Annotated in this window: 18 protein-coding genes; 14 read left to right on the top strand and 4 right to left on the bottom strand. The window is 46.9% G+C overall.

Features of this window, described 5'->3' with window-relative positions; genetic code table 11:
- Positions 1-140 precede the first annotated feature (140 nt).
- The 8 genes from NO559_RS04835 (at position 141) to NO559_RS04800 (ending at position 8,527) form a co-directional block, all read left to right on the top strand.
- Positions 141-2,156: a tetratricopeptide repeat-containing sulfotransferase family protein gene (locus tag NO559_RS04835; protein ID WP_258330667.1), complete on the top strand. Its 2,016-nt coding sequence runs from the start codon at positions 141-143 to the stop codon at positions 2,154-2,156.
- 31 nt (positions 2,157-2,187) lie between these two features.
- Positions 2,188-2,673 (top strand): energy transducer TonB, encoded by a 486-nt coding sequence (locus NO559_RS04830; protein ID WP_258330666.1) that lies wholly within the window; start codon positions 2,188-2,190, stop codon positions 2,671-2,673.
- 87 nt (positions 2,674-2,760) lie between these two features.
- Positions 2,761-3,138 carry a PH domain-containing protein gene (locus NO559_RS04825; protein WP_258330665.1) on the top strand — a complete coding sequence of 126 codons (378 nt, stop codon included), beginning with the start codon at positions 2,761-2,763 and terminating at the stop codon, positions 3,136-3,138.
- 32 nt (positions 3,139-3,170) lie between these two features.
- On the top strand, positions 3,171-4,394 hold the full coding sequence (locus NO559_RS04820) for a GAF domain-containing sensor histidine kinase (RefSeq protein ID WP_258330664.1): 1,224 nt from the start codon (positions 3,171-3,173) through the stop codon (positions 4,392-4,394).
- A gap of 147 nt (positions 4,395-4,541) precedes the next feature.
- Positions 4,542-6,299: a sodium:solute symporter gene (locus NO559_RS04815; protein WP_258330663.1), complete on the top strand. Its 1,758-nt coding sequence runs from the start codon at positions 4,542-4,544 to the stop codon at positions 6,297-6,299.
- A gap of 115 nt (positions 6,300-6,414) precedes the next feature.
- The gene (locus tag NO559_RS04810; RefSeq protein WP_258330662.1) at positions 6,415-6,939 is read left to right on the top strand and encodes a hypothetical protein; all 525 of its coding nucleotides are present in this window, start codon (positions 6,415-6,417) and stop codon (positions 6,937-6,939) included.
- A gap of 220 nt (positions 6,940-7,159) precedes the next feature.
- A complete protein-coding gene (locus NO559_RS04805; protein WP_258330661.1) occupies positions 7,160-7,999 on the top strand; it encodes a methylated-DNA--[protein]-cysteine S-methyltransferase in 840 nt (279 codons plus the stop codon).
- 51 nt (positions 8,000-8,050) lie between these two features.
- On the top strand, positions 8,051-8,527 hold the full coding sequence (locus NO559_RS04800) for a nuclear transport factor 2 family protein (RefSeq protein ID WP_258330660.1): 477 nt from the start codon (positions 8,051-8,053) through the stop codon (positions 8,525-8,527).
- Positions 8,528-8,535: 8 nt separating this feature from the next.
- Here NO559_RS04800 and NO559_RS04795 read toward each other — a convergent pair whose 3' ends face one another.
- Positions 8,536-9,279: an ABC transporter substrate-binding protein gene (locus tag NO559_RS04795; protein WP_258330659.1), complete on the bottom strand. Its 744-nt coding sequence runs from the start codon at positions 9,277-9,279 to the stop codon at positions 8,536-8,538.
- Between the two features lie 13 nt (positions 9,280-9,292).
- Entirely contained in the window at positions 9,293-9,829 is a 537-nt protein-coding gene (locus NO559_RS04790) for a hypothetical protein (protein WP_258330658.1), read from the bottom strand.
- Positions 9,830-9,981: 152 nt separating this feature from the next.
- Between NO559_RS04790 and NO559_RS04785 the strand changes: the two genes are divergently transcribed.
- Positions 9,982-11,814, top strand: coding sequence for a DUF885 family protein (locus NO559_RS04785; protein WP_258330657.1), 1,833 nt, complete (start codon positions 9,982-9,984; stop codon positions 11,812-11,814).
- Here the strand turns inward: NO559_RS04785 and csiR are convergent.
- Positions 11,811-12,521 (bottom strand): DNA-binding transcriptional regulator CsiR, encoded by a 711-nt coding sequence (csiR, locus tag NO559_RS04780; RefSeq protein WP_258330656.1) that lies wholly within the window; start codon positions 12,519-12,521, stop codon positions 11,811-11,813. The two genes, NO559_RS04785 and csiR, sit on opposite strands and share 4 nt — an antisense overlap.
- A gap of 183 nt (positions 12,522-12,704) precedes the next feature.
- Between csiR and glaH the strand changes: the two genes are divergently transcribed.
- From glaH to NO559_RS04755, 5 genes are all read left to right on the top strand, one after another.
- Positions 12,705-13,661: a glutarate dioxygenase GlaH gene (gene glaH / locus NO559_RS04775; protein WP_258330655.1), complete on the top strand. Its 957-nt coding sequence runs from the start codon at positions 12,705-12,707 to the stop codon at positions 13,659-13,661.
- 36 nt (positions 13,662-13,697) lie between these two features.
- Positions 13,698-14,906 (top strand): L-2-hydroxyglutarate oxidase, encoded by a 1,209-nt coding sequence (gene lhgO, locus NO559_RS04770; protein ID WP_258330654.1) that lies wholly within the window; start codon positions 13,698-13,700, stop codon positions 14,904-14,906.
- Between the two features lie 73 nt (positions 14,907-14,979).
- On the top strand, positions 14,980-15,318 hold the full coding sequence (locus NO559_RS04765; protein WP_258330653.1) for a hypothetical protein: 339 nt from the start codon (positions 14,980-14,982) through the stop codon (positions 15,316-15,318).
- A gap of 129 nt (positions 15,319-15,447) precedes the next feature.
- Positions 15,448-16,464 carry a YjgN family protein gene (locus NO559_RS04760; RefSeq protein ID WP_258330652.1) on the top strand — a complete coding sequence of 339 codons (1,017 nt, stop codon included), beginning with the start codon at positions 15,448-15,450 and terminating at the stop codon, positions 16,462-16,464.
- 8 nt (positions 16,465-16,472) lie between these two features.
- Positions 16,473-17,534 (top strand): M48 family metallopeptidase, encoded by a 1,062-nt coding sequence (locus tag NO559_RS04755; protein WP_258330651.1) that lies wholly within the window; start codon positions 16,473-16,475, stop codon positions 17,532-17,534.
- On the opposite strand, the gene NO559_RS04750 is transcribed toward NO559_RS04755, so the two are convergent.
- Entirely contained in the window at positions 17,531-18,313 is a 783-nt protein-coding gene (locus tag NO559_RS04750; RefSeq protein WP_258330650.1) for an ABC transporter substrate-binding protein, read from the bottom strand. The two genes, NO559_RS04755 and NO559_RS04750, sit on opposite strands and share 4 nt — an antisense overlap.
- Positions 18,314-18,374 lie beyond the last annotated feature (61 nt).

The raw sequence follows: 18,374 nt of genomic DNA, 5'->3' as shown, positions 1-18,374 counted from the left end.
CTAAAAAGGGGTAACCATTACGGTTACCCCTTTTTTTTCGCAACCGCACTCTATAAGATAGCGATTAAGGCTGTTAACTTTTATAAGTTTCCTGAACCTACTGTAATAATAAAAGCTGATAAATAACTAAGTACCCCCCTATGAATGATGTAACCAATCACGACAGTACAACCGATATACGCACAGCTCTTGCAGCTGCGCAAAAACAATTGCAGGCGGGTCAGCTTCAAGAGGCCTTGCAATCCGGCCAAGAGCTACTCAAACAAGACCCTGAAAATATTGAAGTTCTTTATCTACTAGCCGTTTGTCAGCGCTACCAAAAACAACCTCAAGAGTCATTAAAAACCCTTGCCAAGCTATTAGAGATTAACCCCAATTATGGTCGCGCATATCAAGAACAAGGGCACAACCTCAAGCTCACCGCAAGCCACAAAGAAACACTGGCAGCTTATGAAAAAGCCGTAAAACACAACCCTGCGCTACATGCATCTTGGCGCGAATTAATTCATCTCTATCGTATAGATAAAAATCAACAAGGTTTAAACCTTGCCGAGTCAGAATATCAGCGGCTAAGCAAACTACCCAAGGAGCTTATTACCGTAAGCTCCTTAATCCATGAAGAAAAACTTTATCAAGCTGAACAAATTTGCCGTGCATTTTTAAAGAAAAACAAAACACATGTTGAAGGCATGCGCCTTCTAGCCGATCTAGGTATGCGCCAGTATGTGTATGACGACGCCGAATTTTTACTTGAGCACTGTGTTAAGTTTGAACCCAACAACTGGCTAGCTAGGCACGACTACGTAACCATACTTCACAAGCGACAAAAATTTGAGCAGGCACTAGAGCAAGCAGAATATTTATGTAAGGAATACCCGGGCAATATCGCTTTTGAAACCTCTTTGGCCAGCCAACATGTTTCTTTAGGCCGCCATGAACAAGCACTGGAAATTTATGCTGAAGTAATAAAAAGAAACCCGCAACTTGAAATGCCTCACCTAATGGTTGGCCACGCCTTAAAAACCATAGGTCGTGTGGAAGAAGGCATACAAGCTTATAAAAGAGCATACCAAGCTAGATCTGATTTTGGTGACGCCTATTGGAGTTTAGCAAATTTAAAAACCTATCGCTTTGAAGACACTGAAATACAACAAATGAAGGAGCTAATTGAAAAATCAAGCACTACCTTAATTGATAAATTTCACATCTGCTTTGCATTAGGCAAAGCTTACGAAGATAGAAAAGACTACCAACAATCTTTTCAATATTACGAGCAAGGCAACCAGCTCAAGAAAAGCCAGTTACGTTACAATGCAGACATACTTGACGAAGCACTAAAAAAACAAAGCCAAGTATGCAACCAAGAATTTTTCAGTAAAACAAAAGGCTATGGCAGCAACGCTAAAGACCCAATTTTTATAGTAGGGTTACCACGGGTAGGTTCTACCCTTTTAGAACAAATACTCGCCTCGCATTCTCAGGTTGATGGCACCATGGAGCTGCCCAATATGATTGCCCTAGCTCACAAGCTTAACGGCAGGCGTATGCAAACAGAGGAAAGCCGCTACCCGCAGATATTAACCGAGCTGGGCAATGATGATTTCAAGCAATTTGCTGACGATTTTATTCGCGACACGCAATGTTATAGAGAGGGCGCCCCCTATTTTATCGATAAAATGCCCAACAACTTTAGGCATATAGGTTTAATCCACTGCATGTTCCCCAACGCCAAAATCATCGATGCCAGGCGCCACCCTATGGCCTGTTGCTTTAGCGGCTTTAAACAACTCTTCGCCGATGGCCAGGAGTTTACTTGTGGCCTAGAAGAAATAGCCCGTTATTACAAAAGCTATGTTGCGCTCATGGATCATTGGGACCAAGTTCTACCCGGCCGTGTACTACGCGTACACTACGAGCATGTGGTGGCCGATTTAGAAACGCAGGTACGCCGCATACTGGATTACTGCGAGCTTCCCTTTGAGCAGGCTTGCTTAGACTTTTATAAAACCGAGCGCTCCGTGCGCACCCCTAGCTCCGAGCAGGTGAGACAACCTATTTATAAGCAGGGTGTAGAGCAGTGGCAAAACTACGAGCCTTACCTAGGCACACTAAAAGATTATCTGGCCGATGAAATTGCCAGTTATCCTATGCCCTAAACCAGCCAGAACAGTTAACAAGGATGTTGATATGCGATTAGCTACAATTTTGTTATACCTAAGTCTTATAGGTTGCACGGCGCCGCCCCAAACTCCGACTAGCAACGACCCCGTTATAACGGCCAATATTGTGGTTAGCAGTGAAAACTTACATCACTATTGGACGCCTATAGCCACTCCCTATCCCTCATTCCCTTATAGCGCAAGGAGCATCGATAAAGCGACCTGCGTAAATATAGCTTTTATTATTGGTCAAGACGGCCGAGTTCATAACCCAACAGTTATTAAAGTTCCACCCAACACCAGCAAACGATTTCAAAAAGCCGCATTAAAGGCGATTAAAAAGTTTACCTACCAGCCAGCCGCGACCAATAGCGCTAAAGAAAAAGTTATTACTCATCTCGTGTTCTCGTTTTATCAACCATTAGACGACCACAGCAACAAAAAAACCCAAACCATAGTTGATGAAATAGCCAAACTGTGCCTACCAGACCCACCTAAACATACTCTTAATTAGTCTTACTGGCTTTTCTCCCCCCTTCCCAATCAAATCATGCTATAAATAAAAGTCATCCCCCAAGCCTTAGTGCCTATAGGTATAGCTATGATTGATTTTGACAAGTCCGAGGTTTTTAAACTAAAGCCTATAGACAATGATAAAGCCCACCCTCACATCAACAGCTTTCTCATTGACGGCGAAACAATATTTGCAGTATTTAAAACCGTTAGAGACCAGGTGGTATTTACTAATAAGCGCATAGTCGCCGCTAATGTACAGGGCTTAACCGGCTCTAAAGTAGATTTCACCTCTATACCCTATAGCAAAATACACTGCTTTTCGGTTGAAACATCTGGCACTCTGGACCTAGACTGTGAAATTGAGTTATATGTAAGTGAAGTGGGTAAGGTACGCTTTGAAATTAAAGGTGACTTTGACTTAGTTAGCTTTAATAAAATTATAAGCGCTCACGTATTAGCTTAATAACACATAATAACCGCTATCAGGACTAGAGCATGCCATACCCTGAGTTTGTAAATAACGATGCCTTTATAAAAATGGACTCCTCGGTTAGCGAGCAGCAACAACTAAAAGCTATGCTGGCGAATTTAAAACGTATACATCAATTAACCGCCACTCAATTTGCTAGCTTTGATGAACTCATACACCAGTACATATTATCCGGCATCGATATATTTGGTTTAGAAACCGGCATTGTTAGCCGTATAGAAAATGATGACTACACAGTGTGCGATGTTATTAGCCCCTTAGAGGTGCTTAAAAAAGACCAGGTCTTTGCTCTGCAAGAAACCTACTGCTATGAAGTTATCAAAAGCCAGTCTATTGTTGGCTTTCCTAACGTAGGCCAGTTAGAGTATATGAACAGCCACCCGGTTTATCAAAACCTTAAATTAGAGGCTTATTTGTCGGCTCCAATTTATGTCAATAATCAAATTTTTGGCACACTTAACTTCACCTCTACTAACTGCCGTAAGCATGGTTTTTCTATACACGAGCACGATCTGATTGAGCTTATGGCCAACTCTATAGGCACGTTTATTTCACTGCGCCAAAAAGAAGAGAAACTACTCGCCCTAAATCAACAGCTGCACCGTTTTGTAGGCTATGTTTCTCACGATTTGCGCAGCCCCTTGGGCGCCATTATTAGTTTTACCAAAATGGCTACCAAGCCCAACGTTCCCCTTACACGTATACAACTAGCGTTAAGCAGTATTGATAAAACGGCTAAGCAAGCCTTAGAATTTGTTAACACACTGCTAGACAGCGCCGCCTTAGCTACAGGCAAAATACAACTTAACCAGAACAATCATGCCTTAGATCAACTCATTAACGACACTAACACTAATTTAGCCCTTTTAATTAACGATGCCAGAGTTGATATACGTACCGACATCAATCCCAGCCACCAGGTTTATTGTGATCACCAGCGTATAGAGCAGGCATTAAGCAACCTATTAATCAACGCCATTAAATTTTCGCCTGAGCTAAGCACCATAACTATTAGTTCCAGCCAGCAGCAGAAACAGCTACTCATCACTATCAGCAATACTATCTGCGAGAAAAAAGTTGCCCATGGCCATACCGACAATATGCTCTATAGCTCCACGGGCTTTGGCCTAGAAATTGTTAAAGAGATAGCTATTGCGCACAACGGTGCATTTACTAGCCATCAAGAAAACGGCCTCTACACCTCCGAGCTTTGCCTGCCTGCTGCCTAAAATAAAGTGAGGGGCATATTCACTAACAGCTTACATGACACTAGCTGACAAATTGGCCTTACCCTCAAAGATTTCTTGCAGCAACTTGTTATAAACTTCTCGCTAATAATAAAACAACTGCAAACACTTATAATAAAAGGCTTACCTGTGGATATATTCACCCTTACCATTGCTATCAGCATTGCCATTTTCGTCATCATAGGCAGCGTTGTTGGCCGCAGCGTTAAACATTTAGACGATTACTTTGTGGCCGGCCGACGCGCCCCCACGCTATTAATTGTGGGCACTTTAGTAGCCAGCGTGTTTAGCTCTACTATTTTTTTAGGCGAGGCTGGCTTTACCTATAGCGGGCAAATGGGGCCTTATCTTTTATTACCCGCAGTGGCTTGCACTGGTTATATTTATGGCGGCCTACTGTTTGGCCGCTACCTGCGCCGTAGCCGCGCGCCCACCGTGGCGGATTTTTTTGGCCAACGCTTTAATAGCCAGCGGGTACAACAAGTGTCTGGTTTAACCATTATTGTGGCCCTGGGAGGCTACTTATTAGTGGTTACGCAAGGCGCGGCGTTGCTACTATCCGACCTCACCGCCCTGAGTTTTAATCAAAGCCTGCTAATAGCCTGGCTAAGCTATACCTTATTTACCATGTACTCTGGCTCTCAAGGGGTTATTCTTACCGACACCTTGATGTTTTTATTATTTGTCTTTGCCACCGTCTTTTTTATTGGTTTTATTGTTAACGATTTAGGCGGCATAGCTACGGCGGTAGAAAGCCTCAGCCAACTGCAAAGTAAACCCGGCATCGCCTCTTGGCACGGGGTGATTGGCCCCGGTACCGATTGGCCCACCGCCATGGACTTTTTGATATGGGTGCTGATCATCGATATAGCCTGGAGTCTGGTATATGCCGTTAGCCCCTGGCAAGCCAGCCGCCATTTAATGGCCAAAAATGAGCATGTGGTTATACGCGCCTCGGTGTATGCCGCACTGGCGGTTATTCTTTTACAAATAATGATTTACGGGGCCGGTGGGCTGATTAACTTAGCCAACCCCAGCATAGAACCCGTAGAGAGCGCGATGATTTGGGCGGCTAAAAATATGGTGCCCGAGTTTTTAGGGGCCTTGCTGTTAGCCGGTATTATGGCCGCAGCGCTGTCTTCAGCCTCTACCTTCTTATCCCTGGTGGGCTTTAGCGCCAGTAATGACATTATTAAACACAGCGAAACCAGCGAGGCCCTAAGCCTGCGCTTTACCCGCATAGTGATGTTAGCCATAGGTATTATCGTACTGCTGGCCAGCTTATATTTTCCGCCCAATATTTTTTGGTTAATGATGTTTATAGGCACCCTCTTTGCCTCCTCTTGGGGGCCAGTGGCATTAATGAGCGTATGGAGCAAAAACATCAGTGAAAGCGCCGCCTTTTGGGGCATGGCAGCAGGGTTTGTTTTTAATGTGCTGCCCGCCGGCCTGCAAACCTTTGGCTTTATTACTTTGCCCAGCTATTTAGACCCAGCCTTAATTGGCGGCGTTATGAGCCTGGCCACGGTGATGATCATTTCCAAACTGACTAAGGTCAGCCGCGCCGAAGCGGTTTATAGAATGCGCTTGCACCGCACCCCCGTGCAGGAGCTGGATTTAAAAGCCGTTAAAACCAGCCTGCTAGCCCCAGCCATATTAATACTCTACGGCTGTGTAATGCCTTTTATTATGAGCAAATTTTACGTTGTACCCTATCAAACCGGCAGCGGCGAGTTATTGGCCGATGGCTCTATTAACTGGTTTACCGGCGAGGCTTTGCTCAGCCTAAGCTGGGCAGCGGTATACATCCCGCTGGGCTTAATCACGGCCAAGGTCATTCGCAGCAGTTACAGCCCTAGCGCCAAAATAAAAAATACTCAATATTAAAAATAATGGCTTAAGCTAGCCAAAACTTAGGCTATGCTATGGCTAATGCCATGCTTGCAGTAGCTCCTTAACCGGAGCTAAGCCACATACATCAGGGCTGTGCTGGTACACCACTATGGAAAGCGAAACCTTAAGTCTTACCGCCATTATTGGCACTATAGGCGCCGTGCTCACGGTGCTTATTAAATTGTTTGATATGATCAGCTCTTGGAAAAAGACCCGTGATAAAGACAAGCAAGTTAATAAAGAAATAGACCATACCCTCAAAGAGATAGAATTTATTAATGGCTGGCTGGCGGCGGTGGGAAAGGCCAATAGCGACGCAGACAACCAGCAACGCCAAACCATAGCGCTAAAGCGGCTAGACCAATTAATGCAAAGCTATCAGCAATATTGTCGTGGCGAAAAACAAGCCCCCCCACAACTACAAGCACAAAAAGGTAATGGCTGGTTTTATGCTATTAGCATTTTTATGTTGCTGGCTGTTATGGGTTTGTTTGTGGACGATAACGACGATTGGTCACTGCAAGCCTTTCAGCACAATATGGATTCTGATGCCGCCATAGGCCTGGCCTTCTTTTTAATGATTTGGGTATACTTTTTTATTAATAGTCGCTTTTTTAAACGGGTCTCACCCTAAGTCTCAGCTTCATAAATACCGCCGCAGATTATGACGACACTGCCTGCGTGGCGCTATCGGCTATAAAGCCAATTGGTTTAGCATTACTGATGGCCTGCCCTGCTATGCCGAACAGCGGCAACAGCCAAAATAAATACCTCATTGCGCAAGATTCGGCTAGCCTAGCCAGCCCTAAACGAGACACACTAGGGTCATCTTTTTTAACCCGTAGAGTTTTATTGTGGCCAGCACCGATTACCAAAAAATTGCCCATGCCATAGGCTATATACGCGCTAACCATAAGCAACAACCCAGCCTAGAGGACATAGCCGCACAGGTACACCTCAGCCCCTACCATTTTCAACGGCTGTTCTGCCGCTGGGCGGGGGTTAGCCCCAAGCGCTTTTTGCAGGCGCTAACCCTGCAACATGCCAAAAGTTTGCTCAAGCAGCCTCATGCCACCACTATGGCCACCAGCGCTGAGCTAGGCCTTAGCAGCAGCTCACGGTTATACGACCACTTTGTACAGCTTAACGCCCTAACGCCCTTAGAGTACAAACAGCAGGGCTTAGGGGTGCTTATAGATTACGGCTACCACAACACGGCGTTTGGCCCGGTGTTTATAGGGCTTACCGAAAAGGGCATTTGCCATCTCAGCTTTGCACAGCACTATAGCCCCGCGGAACTACTGGCACAGCTACAGGCGGAGTGGCCGCAGGCAAACTTTAGAGCAAACCCGGTGCACACCGCCGCCGTGGTTGCACGAATTTTTAACCCGCCCAAAAATACGGATAAGCCCTTATCCTTGTGGGTACGTGGCACCAACTTTCAAATCAATGTTTGGCAGGCCTTGCTCCGTATCCCCTATGGCCAAGTGAGCAGCTATGGCGCTATCGCCAGCCAAGTCCACAAGCCCAAAGCGGCCCGGGCGGTAGGCGGTGCTATAGGCGCCAACCCCATAGCTTTTATTATCCCCTGCCACAGGGTGCTACAACAAAGCGGCGGCCTGGGTGGCTTTCGCTGGGGTGAGGTTACCAAGCACGCGCTGCTAGCCAAAGAAAGCGCCGTCATGCTTGACTAGGGCACAGTAAAAATCTATCTAACTACTTTACATCGCTACAGGAACAGCCTCATGACTAGCTCTAAATCACGCCCGCCTATCCCTCCCTTTAGCCACGAAGAGGCGGTGCTTAAAGCCCGTAAAGCCGAAGACGCCTGGAACGGCCAAAACCCCGAAGCCATAGCCCAGGCTTATACCGCCGACTCACAATGGCGCAATCGCGCTGAATTTTTACAGGGCCGCGAGCAGATTATTGCCTTTTTACAACGTAAGTGGTCGCAGGAATTGCAGTACCGCTTAATCAAGGAGGTGTGGTGCTACACAGACGATAGGATTGCGGTACGCTTTGCTTACGAATGGCAGGATGCCGCCGGGCAATGGTACCGCTCCTACGGTAATGAAAACTGGCAATTTGACAAGCAGGGCTTAATGGCCGCTAGACATGCCAGTATTAATGATCTCGCTATTAGCGAAGACCAGCGCAAGTTCCGCTGGCCGCTGGGCCCTAGGCCCGATGATCACCCGGGCCTGTCGGCGCTAGGTTTATAACCGCGCGCTTATTCCAGCACAGGGTAACCATCTAAACTGCCGGTGTTTTTCATTAACAGTTCTTTTAATTGGCCACTTTGGTGCAACTCTATAAATGCCTCGTTGAATATCTTCAACATAGCCTGGCCGTGGCTGTTATTGGCAAACACCGCAAAACTGGGGGTTTTAATCACCCCGTTTTTGATTTCAAATTTTGCGGTCTCACCGGTGGCTTTTAGCTCTCTTAATATATCTGCCTCGTAATCCAGTATCGCGTCTATACGCTTATGGTTTAGCATTTTGACTAAAGACTTAAGATTAGACACTTCCTTATACTGAATTTTTACCGGCACATACTCATCAAAGTCATTGCCCCGCACTGCCCCTACTTTTTTACCCTCCAGCGTCGCCAGGCCACTCCAAGACGCCGCCAACTCGGGGCTAATAGCCACATCAACCACATCCATCTCCAAGGGATAGGCGGCATAGCTGCCCGCCAAACCTTCGCTTTTATAAGCCCCTAACACCACATCGGCTTTGCCGCTAGTCATCATTTCCACCGAGCGTTTATAAGGCACATATTTAACCTCTACCTTGATACCGCGCGGCTCATAAATAGCGCTTAAAATATCGGTGTAGTAGCCGCTACCGTCGGCGTTGCTAAAGTCTTCCCATATGTCAGTAGCCACGACCAAAGTGTCAGCCGCAGCCATAGTGCTGCAACACACTAGGCCTGCTCTCAAAATATTTGTTAATCGTGCTTTAATGCCCATACCGCTTTAACTCCTAGTTATTATTGTCTTTTTTACGTGGCTGATAATACCCTACAAATACTTCAGCCCAAGTCGCACCTTTATCGGGCGATGACTGCCAGTGCTGTTTTACCCGGCCATCGTCTAATCGTGTCCAAGTAATGCGCTCTAGGGTAGCTTGGCCATTTTTGCCAAGCCTGGTACCACTTAATACCATTTTCCCTTGCTGCAAACCACCGTCTAAATATAAAGCGCCACCCTGCTGGTCTATCCAGGTTTGGTGCCACTTATTTTCAGCGGCATCGTAAAAATTATAGCTCTTGCCGGCATTGCCACTGGCGCTAGTCCAGTTTTCGGAAAGCGCGCAACCGTCTAATACACTAAAAATATGATTGCGCCCCACCTGCTGGCCACTGGCATCAAAAACATCCCAGTCACCTAGCCAAAAATCGAACTGCCTGTGCTGCTGCGTGCTACAGGCCTCGGCATAGGCCATCGCCCCTTTGGCTAACAGTAATATTGCCAGCAGTAATATGGCCATTCGATTATGCACACCGGGTCGAATTTTCATCCGCTATAGCCTTTGCTGAAGTTTGAACAGCTGCTCAATAGTTAAACATGTTTTACTTTCTTTTCAAGCTGTTAGCTGCCGATTAACTACAATTGAGTGCATTTAGCCAACAAACGTCTTACATTATTATTAACCAGACTATACGAAGGCCCATGATGAAAACCTTGCCCCTATTGATTATTAGTTCATGCCTAGCCGCCTGTGGCGATAGCAGCCCACCGTCACAACTACCATCACCAGCAGCCGAGCAGCAGGCCATTAGCGAAACCCAGCGAGCCCGCCAGCTGTACGATCAAATTTTTGATGAGGCCGTAGACCGCGACCCACTGTGGCAAACCTATTTAGGTATCAAAAAAGATTATGATAAATGGCATGATTTATCCGAGCAGTTTGCCCTGGCAGAACATCATCACGCCCAAGCCAACCTACAGCGCCTGCAAAGCCTGGATCAAACGCAACTCAGCCCGCAGACCTTGCTCAGCCACGAGCTGATGCGCTTATATTTGCAAAGCCAAATTGATGATTACCCCTGGCGTCACCACAGCTACCCGGTAAACCAAATGTTTGGCACCCACTCAGAAATACCGGCTTTTTTAATTAACCAACACAGCATCGCCAACCACAAAGAAGCGCTGGACTATATCGCCAGGGTAAAAGGCAGCCAGCGCTTAATCACTCAGCTGATAGAACAACTACAACTACGCGCCGACAAAGGCATTATTGCACCGAAATTTGTCTTTGCTCATGTAATACGCGACTCAAAAAACCTACTCAACGGGCAACCCTTTGCTGAAGGCAAAGACAGCACCTTACTAGCAGACTTTAAAAACAAATTAAGCTCGCTGGAACTCAGCCCCAGCGAAAACAAACAGCTGCTGCAACAACTGCAGCATGCCTTACTGCATCAGCTACGCCCCGCCTACCAACAATTAATTAGCTATTTAGAGCAACTAGCACAACAAGCCGATAACCGCGCTGGCGTATGGAAACTACCAGACGGCGAAGCCTTCTATAACCATGCCCTGGCCAAAATCACTACCACTACATTAAACGCAGAGCAGATACACAACATAGGCTTACAAGAAGTGGCCCGCATACATAGTGAGATGCGGCAAATTATGCAACAAGTCGGCTTTAAGGGAGAACTGCGCGCGTTTTTTGACTTTATGCGCCAAGACCCACAGTTCTACTACCCTGAAACCCCACAAGGCCGGGATCGCTATTTACGCGAGGCTACCGCACTGATAGACGATATGCAGGGGCGCTTAGAGCAATTATTTTTAACCCAGCCCAAGGCTCAACTTAAAGTGAAACGAGTAGAGGCCTTTAGAGAGAAATCTGCCGGTAAAGCTTTTTACCAAATGCCAGCCCCCGATGGCTCGCGCCCCGGCATTTATTACGCCAACCTCTACGACATGGCCTCCATGCCCAGCTACCAAATGGCGGCGTTGGCCTACCACGAGGGTATACCCGGCCACCATATGCAAATAGCCATTAAGCAAGAGATGGACAGCCTGCCCAAGTTTCGCAAATTTGAGGGCTATACCGCCTACACCGAAGGCTGGGGCCTATATTCTGAGATGCTGCCCAAAGAGATAGGCCTGTACCAAGACCCTTACGCCGACTTCGGCCGCCTGGCTATGGAGCTGTGGCGGGCCTGCCGCCTAGTGGTCGATACCGGCATACACGCCAAACGCTGGACCCGCCAGCAAGGCATAGACTACTACGCCAACAATACCCCCAACGCCTTGGCCGATGCCGTAAAAATGGTGGAGCGCCATATCGTAATGCCCGCACAGGCCACAGCCTATAAGATAGGTATGCTAAAAATTATCGAACTGCGAGAAAAAGCCCGCCTAGCCTTGGGCCAGCGTTTTGATATACGCGAGTATCACGATGTAGTGTTGCGCAATGGCTCGGTGCCGCTAACCGTGTTGGAGCAACTGGTTGACGACTATATCGCCCAGCAAAAAGCCGGCCACTAAAACAAGGAAGGCTCAGCCTGCTGTAACAGCTGGCTGGGCCGCAGCAGGTGCCGGCTAATCAGGGCAACCGCCGTATCGGCATCGCGCTGCAATAAGGCCTCTACCAACTCATCGTGCTCCTGACGGTTGGCGTGGTACACTGTGCGATCCGACATATTCTGCTTTAGCCACAGGTTGCGGTAGCGCGAGGCCTTCTCGTACAGCGAGCGACGCACCTGCAACAAGGTCGCAGAGCCACAGCCGCTGGCTATGGCCGTGTGGAAGGCCTGATGGCGCAACTCCCACTCCTGCACATCGTCGCTGGCCTTTTCCAGCAGCTCACCCGACTTATTTAAGCGATGACTGGCAGCGACTATCGCCGCCTCCCATTCATCATCCCCACGGGCTATAGCCTGCTTAACACACAGGGCCTCGATCTGCGCCCGGGTATCGTAAATATCCTTCATTTCCTCCAGCGAGATAGGGTGCACCCTAAAACCGCGCTGGTTCTCTACCACCACCAGCTGTTCTACCAATAATTGCGATAGCGCCTCACGCAGGGGGCTAACTCCCACTTGATAGCGCTCTTTTAAGGTGGCCATTTTCAGCTTTTCACCGGGGCCAAAATAACCATTGAGAATATCGCTTTTCAGCTGCCCCAATACCTGTGAGGCAAAGTTATCACTATTTTCGGGGCTGCTAGCGCTGGCTGGGGTAATGGCAGACATGCGGTTTCTCATCAATAGGCTTAGTGGTGGCCATTTTATGCTGGATCGACAGAAAAGTTAAATCTCGCCGATTTATATTTTTGTTGACATTTACCAAGAATGTCGACATTATTGCCCTCAGCTACACGACAGCACAACCTAAATGCTTGCCGGTAGGCCCAAAACAAATACCAGGAGAAAGCCATGAACGCATTAGCTCTACAAAAACCTGCTTCCGTTAGCCCTATCGGCTTTACCGTTGCCCCTTACCCCGCCAGCCAGCGCTTGCAAGTCGTCACTTTGAGCGCGGATACAGTTAAAGCCTTTAAAAGCAGCTGTGAAACCTACTCGGTACAAGCAATAGAGTACAAACCCTTCCTGCGCTTTGCCTTGGCTGAAGCACTAGACAAAATCACCGATTACAGCCTAGGTGCCTTTTTACACGCCACCCTGCGCGACCGTAACACCGGCGGCTTCCTACTAGAATACGAAGGCCAGCCCGTTAATACTGAAGAAGCTAACCAAGAGGGTGACTTCCACGTACAACTTTCTACCGCTATCTCACACATCTGCGGCATCCCCAACCATGACGCCATGTACGGTAAGTTTTACGCACGCTTCACAGTAGAGAACAAAGACAACAGCGACAGCTACCTGCGTCAAGCACACCGCCGCATGGAGTTACACAATGACGGCACCTTTGTTAACGAACAAACTGACTTTGTTTTAATGATGAAGATGGCCGAAGAAAACATGGATGGTGGCGACTCACTGCTACTGCACTTGGATGATTGGAAAGACCTTAATAAGTTTTACCACCACCCCCTAGCCAAGCAATCTATACAATGGGGTGCTCCACCTAGCAAAAACGTTAGCACTAAGGTTCACCACCCTGTATTTATTGATGAAGACGTTAACGGCAACCCCCAGCTGTCATACATAGACCAGTTTGCCGAGCCACAAAACCGCGCCCAGGGTTTATACTTGCACGCCATGGGTGAATCGCTAGAAAGTGAAGAAAACTGCATTAACGTGCGCGTTAGAGTGGGCTCTATGTTGGTAGTACAAAACTACATGTGGCTACACGGCCGCGATAAGTTTGTTGCCCATGAAGGCCTACGCCGCGAGCTATTAAGACAGCGCGGTCACTTCACTCGATAAACTTTTTTAAATATTTAACCATCTGGAGGTAGCGCTGTGAGCGGTATAGATTACGATTATATTATTATCGGCGGCGGCATAGTTGGCCTTTCAACCGCTATGCAGCTGCAACAGCGCGAACCCAGTAAAAAAGTTTTACTGCTAGAAAAAGAAGACCAATACGCCAAACACCAAACCGGCCATAACAGCGGCGTGATTCACGCCGGTGTTTACTATGCGCCGGGTAGCTTAAAAGCTGATTTTTGTAAGCGCGGTGTTGATGCCACCTTAAAATTTTGTGCTGAGCACAATATTAAAGTAGAGCAATGTGGCAAACTCTTAGTAGCCACCAATGCGGTGGAAGTTGAGCGTATGCAAGCCCTGTTTCAACGCTGCTTAGAAAATGGCTTAGAGGTGGAACTATTATCCGAGGCTGAACTAAAACAGCGTGAGCCCAACATCGTCGGCCTGGGTGCTATTTACGTTAGAACCACTGGCATTGTTAACTATCAACAAGTTAGCATCGCCATGGCTAAACAGTTTGAAAAGTTAGGCGGTGAAGCCAGACTTAATAGCGAAGTAATTGGCCTGCAAGAAACCTCCGACAACATTAACGTAACGGTTAACTGTAACGGTCAAACGCAAGTTATTAGCGCCGGTTTTTTAATCACCTGCTCCGGCTTAATGGCCGACCGCACTACTCGTATGCTAGGCATAGAAACCGATTTTCAAATTATTCCTTTCCGCGGTGAATACTACCAATTACCCACCAAGCACAACGACATAGTTAAACATTTGATCTACCCCATACCTGATCCTGAGCTGCCCTTTTTAGGCGTACACCTCACCCGCATGATAGACGGCTCCGTTACCGTAGGCCCCAATGCGGTACAGGGCTGGAAGCGTGAAGGCTATGGCAAAATTAATATCAGCCTGCGCGATGTGCTGGATATGATCACCTTTAAAGGTTTTTGGAAAGTATTACAGGCCAACTACAAAACTGGCTTAGTAGAAACCTGGAACTCTTGGTGGAAACCCGGCTACTTAAAACTGGTGCAAAAATACTGCCCACAACTAACCCTAGCGGATTTAAAGCCCTACCCCGCAGGTATACGCGCACAAGCAGTATTAAGTGACGGCACCTTAGTGCACGACTTTTTATTCGCCGAAAGCCCACGCAGCTTACACGTATGCAACGCCCCCTCACCGGCGGCAACCTCGGCCATACCTATAGGCGAGTATATTATTAATAAACTGCCTGCCTAACTGATAAAGATGACAAACCTTAATTGTTACAGTACTTTTAGCAACTAGTACCATTAACAATTAAGGTTTGACTGTGAAACCCCTACTACTCTCCGCCTTTGTCTTTCCTGGCTCGGGCTATTTCCTACTTAAAAAACCCCTAGCGGGTACCGTGTCGGCCTTGATCGTAGTTGCCGTGTTAGTGGTGCTAATTAAAGAAGCCTGGTACAAGTCACAAATAATTAGCCAGCGTATTATCAATGGCGACCTCCCCATAGACCCTGCCGCCATACAGCAAGCCATACTTAATACCCCCGGCCAAGTAAGCGCTGGCACACTCTCCAGCCTAAGCTGGCTGCTAGCCATAGTGTGGGTGTGGGGCATGATAGATTGCTATAGGCTGGTTAAAAAAGCTCAAGCTAAAAACTCTTAAGCGCTGTTTTTGTAAAATATTGCCATTCTTTTTATTAGGCCCAGCCAATAATTATTACTATACTGCTGATAGCTAGTCTGGAGGGCAGGCTAAATAACAATAACAATATCACCAATGGAAAGACTTACTATGGAAGCAAATTCTTCTGCCGCGGCCAATGCGCCAGCAGCTAAAGCCTGTAATTTTAAATTTCGCGGTGACGGCAGCGAATATTTTAAAATTTGGATCGTTAATTTACTACTGAGCATTATTACCTTAGGCATATATTCCCCTTGGGCCAAGGTGCGCAACAACCGCTATCTCTACTCCAACCTTTATTTAGACAATAATAACTTCCGTTACCTAGCAGAGCCTATACCCATACTCAAAAGCCGCATTATTGCCGTGCTAGCGTTTGTTGCTTACACCTTTATTTCACAACAAGATCCCAGTGCCGGCTTAGTGCTGGCCTTAGCACTGACATTGGCGATACCTTTTTTTGTTAATAAAGCGCTGGCTTTTAACCACCGCATGTCGGCCTACAAAAATATCCAATTTCGTTTTAAGGCCAGTTATGGCGAGGCCTTTATGGTGTTTTATATTTGGCCCTTATTAGGCATTTTAAGCTTGGGGATTTTATACCCCATGGCCATACTCAAAATGAACCAGTACCTAGTTAAAAATAGCGCCTACGGTACCACCGCTTTTAATTTTGATGCCACCTATAAAGATTACGGCGTGTTGTTTTTAATTATGATAGGCGTAGGCATCACTATAGGCTTGCCGCTGTGGGGCATATCGCTGCTGTTTGCCTCGCTTAATTTTGTTGCTCCGGTTTTAATGATGGCGCTGTACTTTATACTGTTCACTTACTTCTATGCCGAAGTGACTAATTTATTTTATCGCAGCTTATCCTTAGGCAGGCATCGCTTTAAAGCCCAGCTGACCCTGCCAGGCTTGGCGCGGGTATTTATTATTAATGCTGTACTCACCGTCTTAACCCTAGGCCTATACTTACCTGCAGCGAAAGTACGCATGACTAAATATTTATGCGATAACTTATGCCTGCAAGCCCACGGCTCTTTGGATAACTTTATCGCTGCTGAAAACGACAGCATTACTGCCTTAGGCGATCAGTTTGGTGAAGTCTTCGACTTTGGCGTATAACACATAGCATGACTGTCATCGAAGGCCATTTTTTAGATGGGCTATCCTCTAAGCGCATAGCAGCGCGCTTGGCGTTTAGCCCACAACAACCCCAGCTAGTGACGCTACACCTAGATCACCAAGCTGACACCCCCACCCGCATTGAAACGCAGTTAAAGGATTTACGCATACATAGCAGGCTGGGCAGCACTCCCCGCGAGATAGCCTTGGCCGATAAGCAATTATTTATTACTGACGATCATCAAGCTATAGAGTCATGGCTGAAACTAGCCAAGAGCAAGCAGCGCAGTGGCTGGCTACATAAACTAGAAAACAGCTTACCCACTATTTGCTTTGCCACCTTGGCCACCGCCGTGGCGCTATGGGCCTGTTTTACTTTTGGTATTCCAGCAGCGGCTAATTTTATTGCCTTTAAACTGCCGGAGTTTGCGCAAAAAAAGTTAGCCAGTAGTTTAGTGCTGTTAGATAAAACTATTTTTCAACCCAGCGAACTGAGCGCCGAACGTCAACTAGCCCTTCTCGAGCTTAGCCAACCCATACTGGCCAATTACAGTGAGCTTAACCCTAAAATTTATTTTCGCTCTGGCATGGGCGCCAATGCCTTAGCCCTTCCTAATGGCGAGATTGTGTTTACCGATGCGCTGGTTAATTTAGTTGAAGACGATAAAGAGTTATTAGCAGTGCTGTTTCATGAGCTGGGGCATTTGCAGGGCAGGCATATTATTCGCCGGGTATTGCAAGACAGCATGGTCACCCTAGTGGTTATTATTGCCACTGGCGACATAGACACGCTGGACCTGCTTACCGGCCTGCCCACCTTAATTTTAGATTTATCCTATTCTAGGGACTTTGAAACCGAGGCTGATGACTTTGCGCTGCACGCCATGCATCAGCATGGCATCCATCCGCAATATTTTGCCACGGTAATGCAACGCTTTGCCCAGCTTGACAACAACAGCAAAAAACAGCGGGCAAAGGATAAACCACTGCGTGATATTTTATCGACTCACCCACCCACTAGCGAGCGCATCCAGAAGGCCCAGCAGCATGCCCCCACAACGGCGCCCTAAAGCAGGGTCGTGTATCGCGCGATAATCGTCTCTACCACGCCTTCGTGCTTCATTTTTACAAACTCTTGCTGCAACTGCTGTTTAAGCTGTGGGTCGAAGTCTGGGCTGACGCCTAAAAAGATTTTATAGCTGGGTATCACATCAGAAAAATCGATAAGCTTATACAGACTAGCATCAATATTTTCACGCTTCATATTATATAGAATTCGATTTTCCATACCGACAAAGCCTAAGCCTCGCTGGGCGTATACCGCCTTGATAGCGGCATAATGGTCTTTAACTTCTAGCCTGTGTATCAACCCCTGCTGCAGCTCTGCGTCTATGCCCGGATAATCAAAGCCCATTAAGGTAATTAAGGTCTTGCCCCATAAATCCTCTTTACTGCTTAGCTCAAAGCTATTGTCTGCTCGCAGTAAAAGTTTATGTTTTACTTCCATTATTGCCGGCATAACTAGATTGCGATTCTGCGCACCGCGTACCCCCTCTACCCCCCAGGCCGGAGCGGCATAATTTATCCAGCTGTCATGTTTATGCTTGTCCATATCTTGCAACATGCGTTTAAACGGCAAAATTTTTATCCGCAACTGCCAATTTAAACGCTGACTTAATTCACTGACTATATCGGTAATTATCCCGCCCTGACTCTGACCATTGGCCTCTATTTGAAAAGGTCTCGATTGTTTTTCAACAACATAATAGGTCAGCTCTGTAGCCTGAGCATGGTTAGCAATAGTAGAGAGCACTAGGGTGAGTAGAAATGCTTTATATAGCTGTGCCATAGGTTTTTAAACTCATAAAAAAGCCCCGCTAATTTTCATTAGCGGGGCTTAGTATTACTAA

Source organism: Dasania sp. GY-MA-18, from assembly GCF_024734385.1.
In the GTDB taxonomy this organism is placed as follows: Bacteria; Pseudomonadota; Gammaproteobacteria; order Pseudomonadales; family Dasaniaceae; genus Dasania; species Dasania phycosphaerae.
This window is presented reverse-complemented; position numbering and strand designations above follow the sequence as displayed.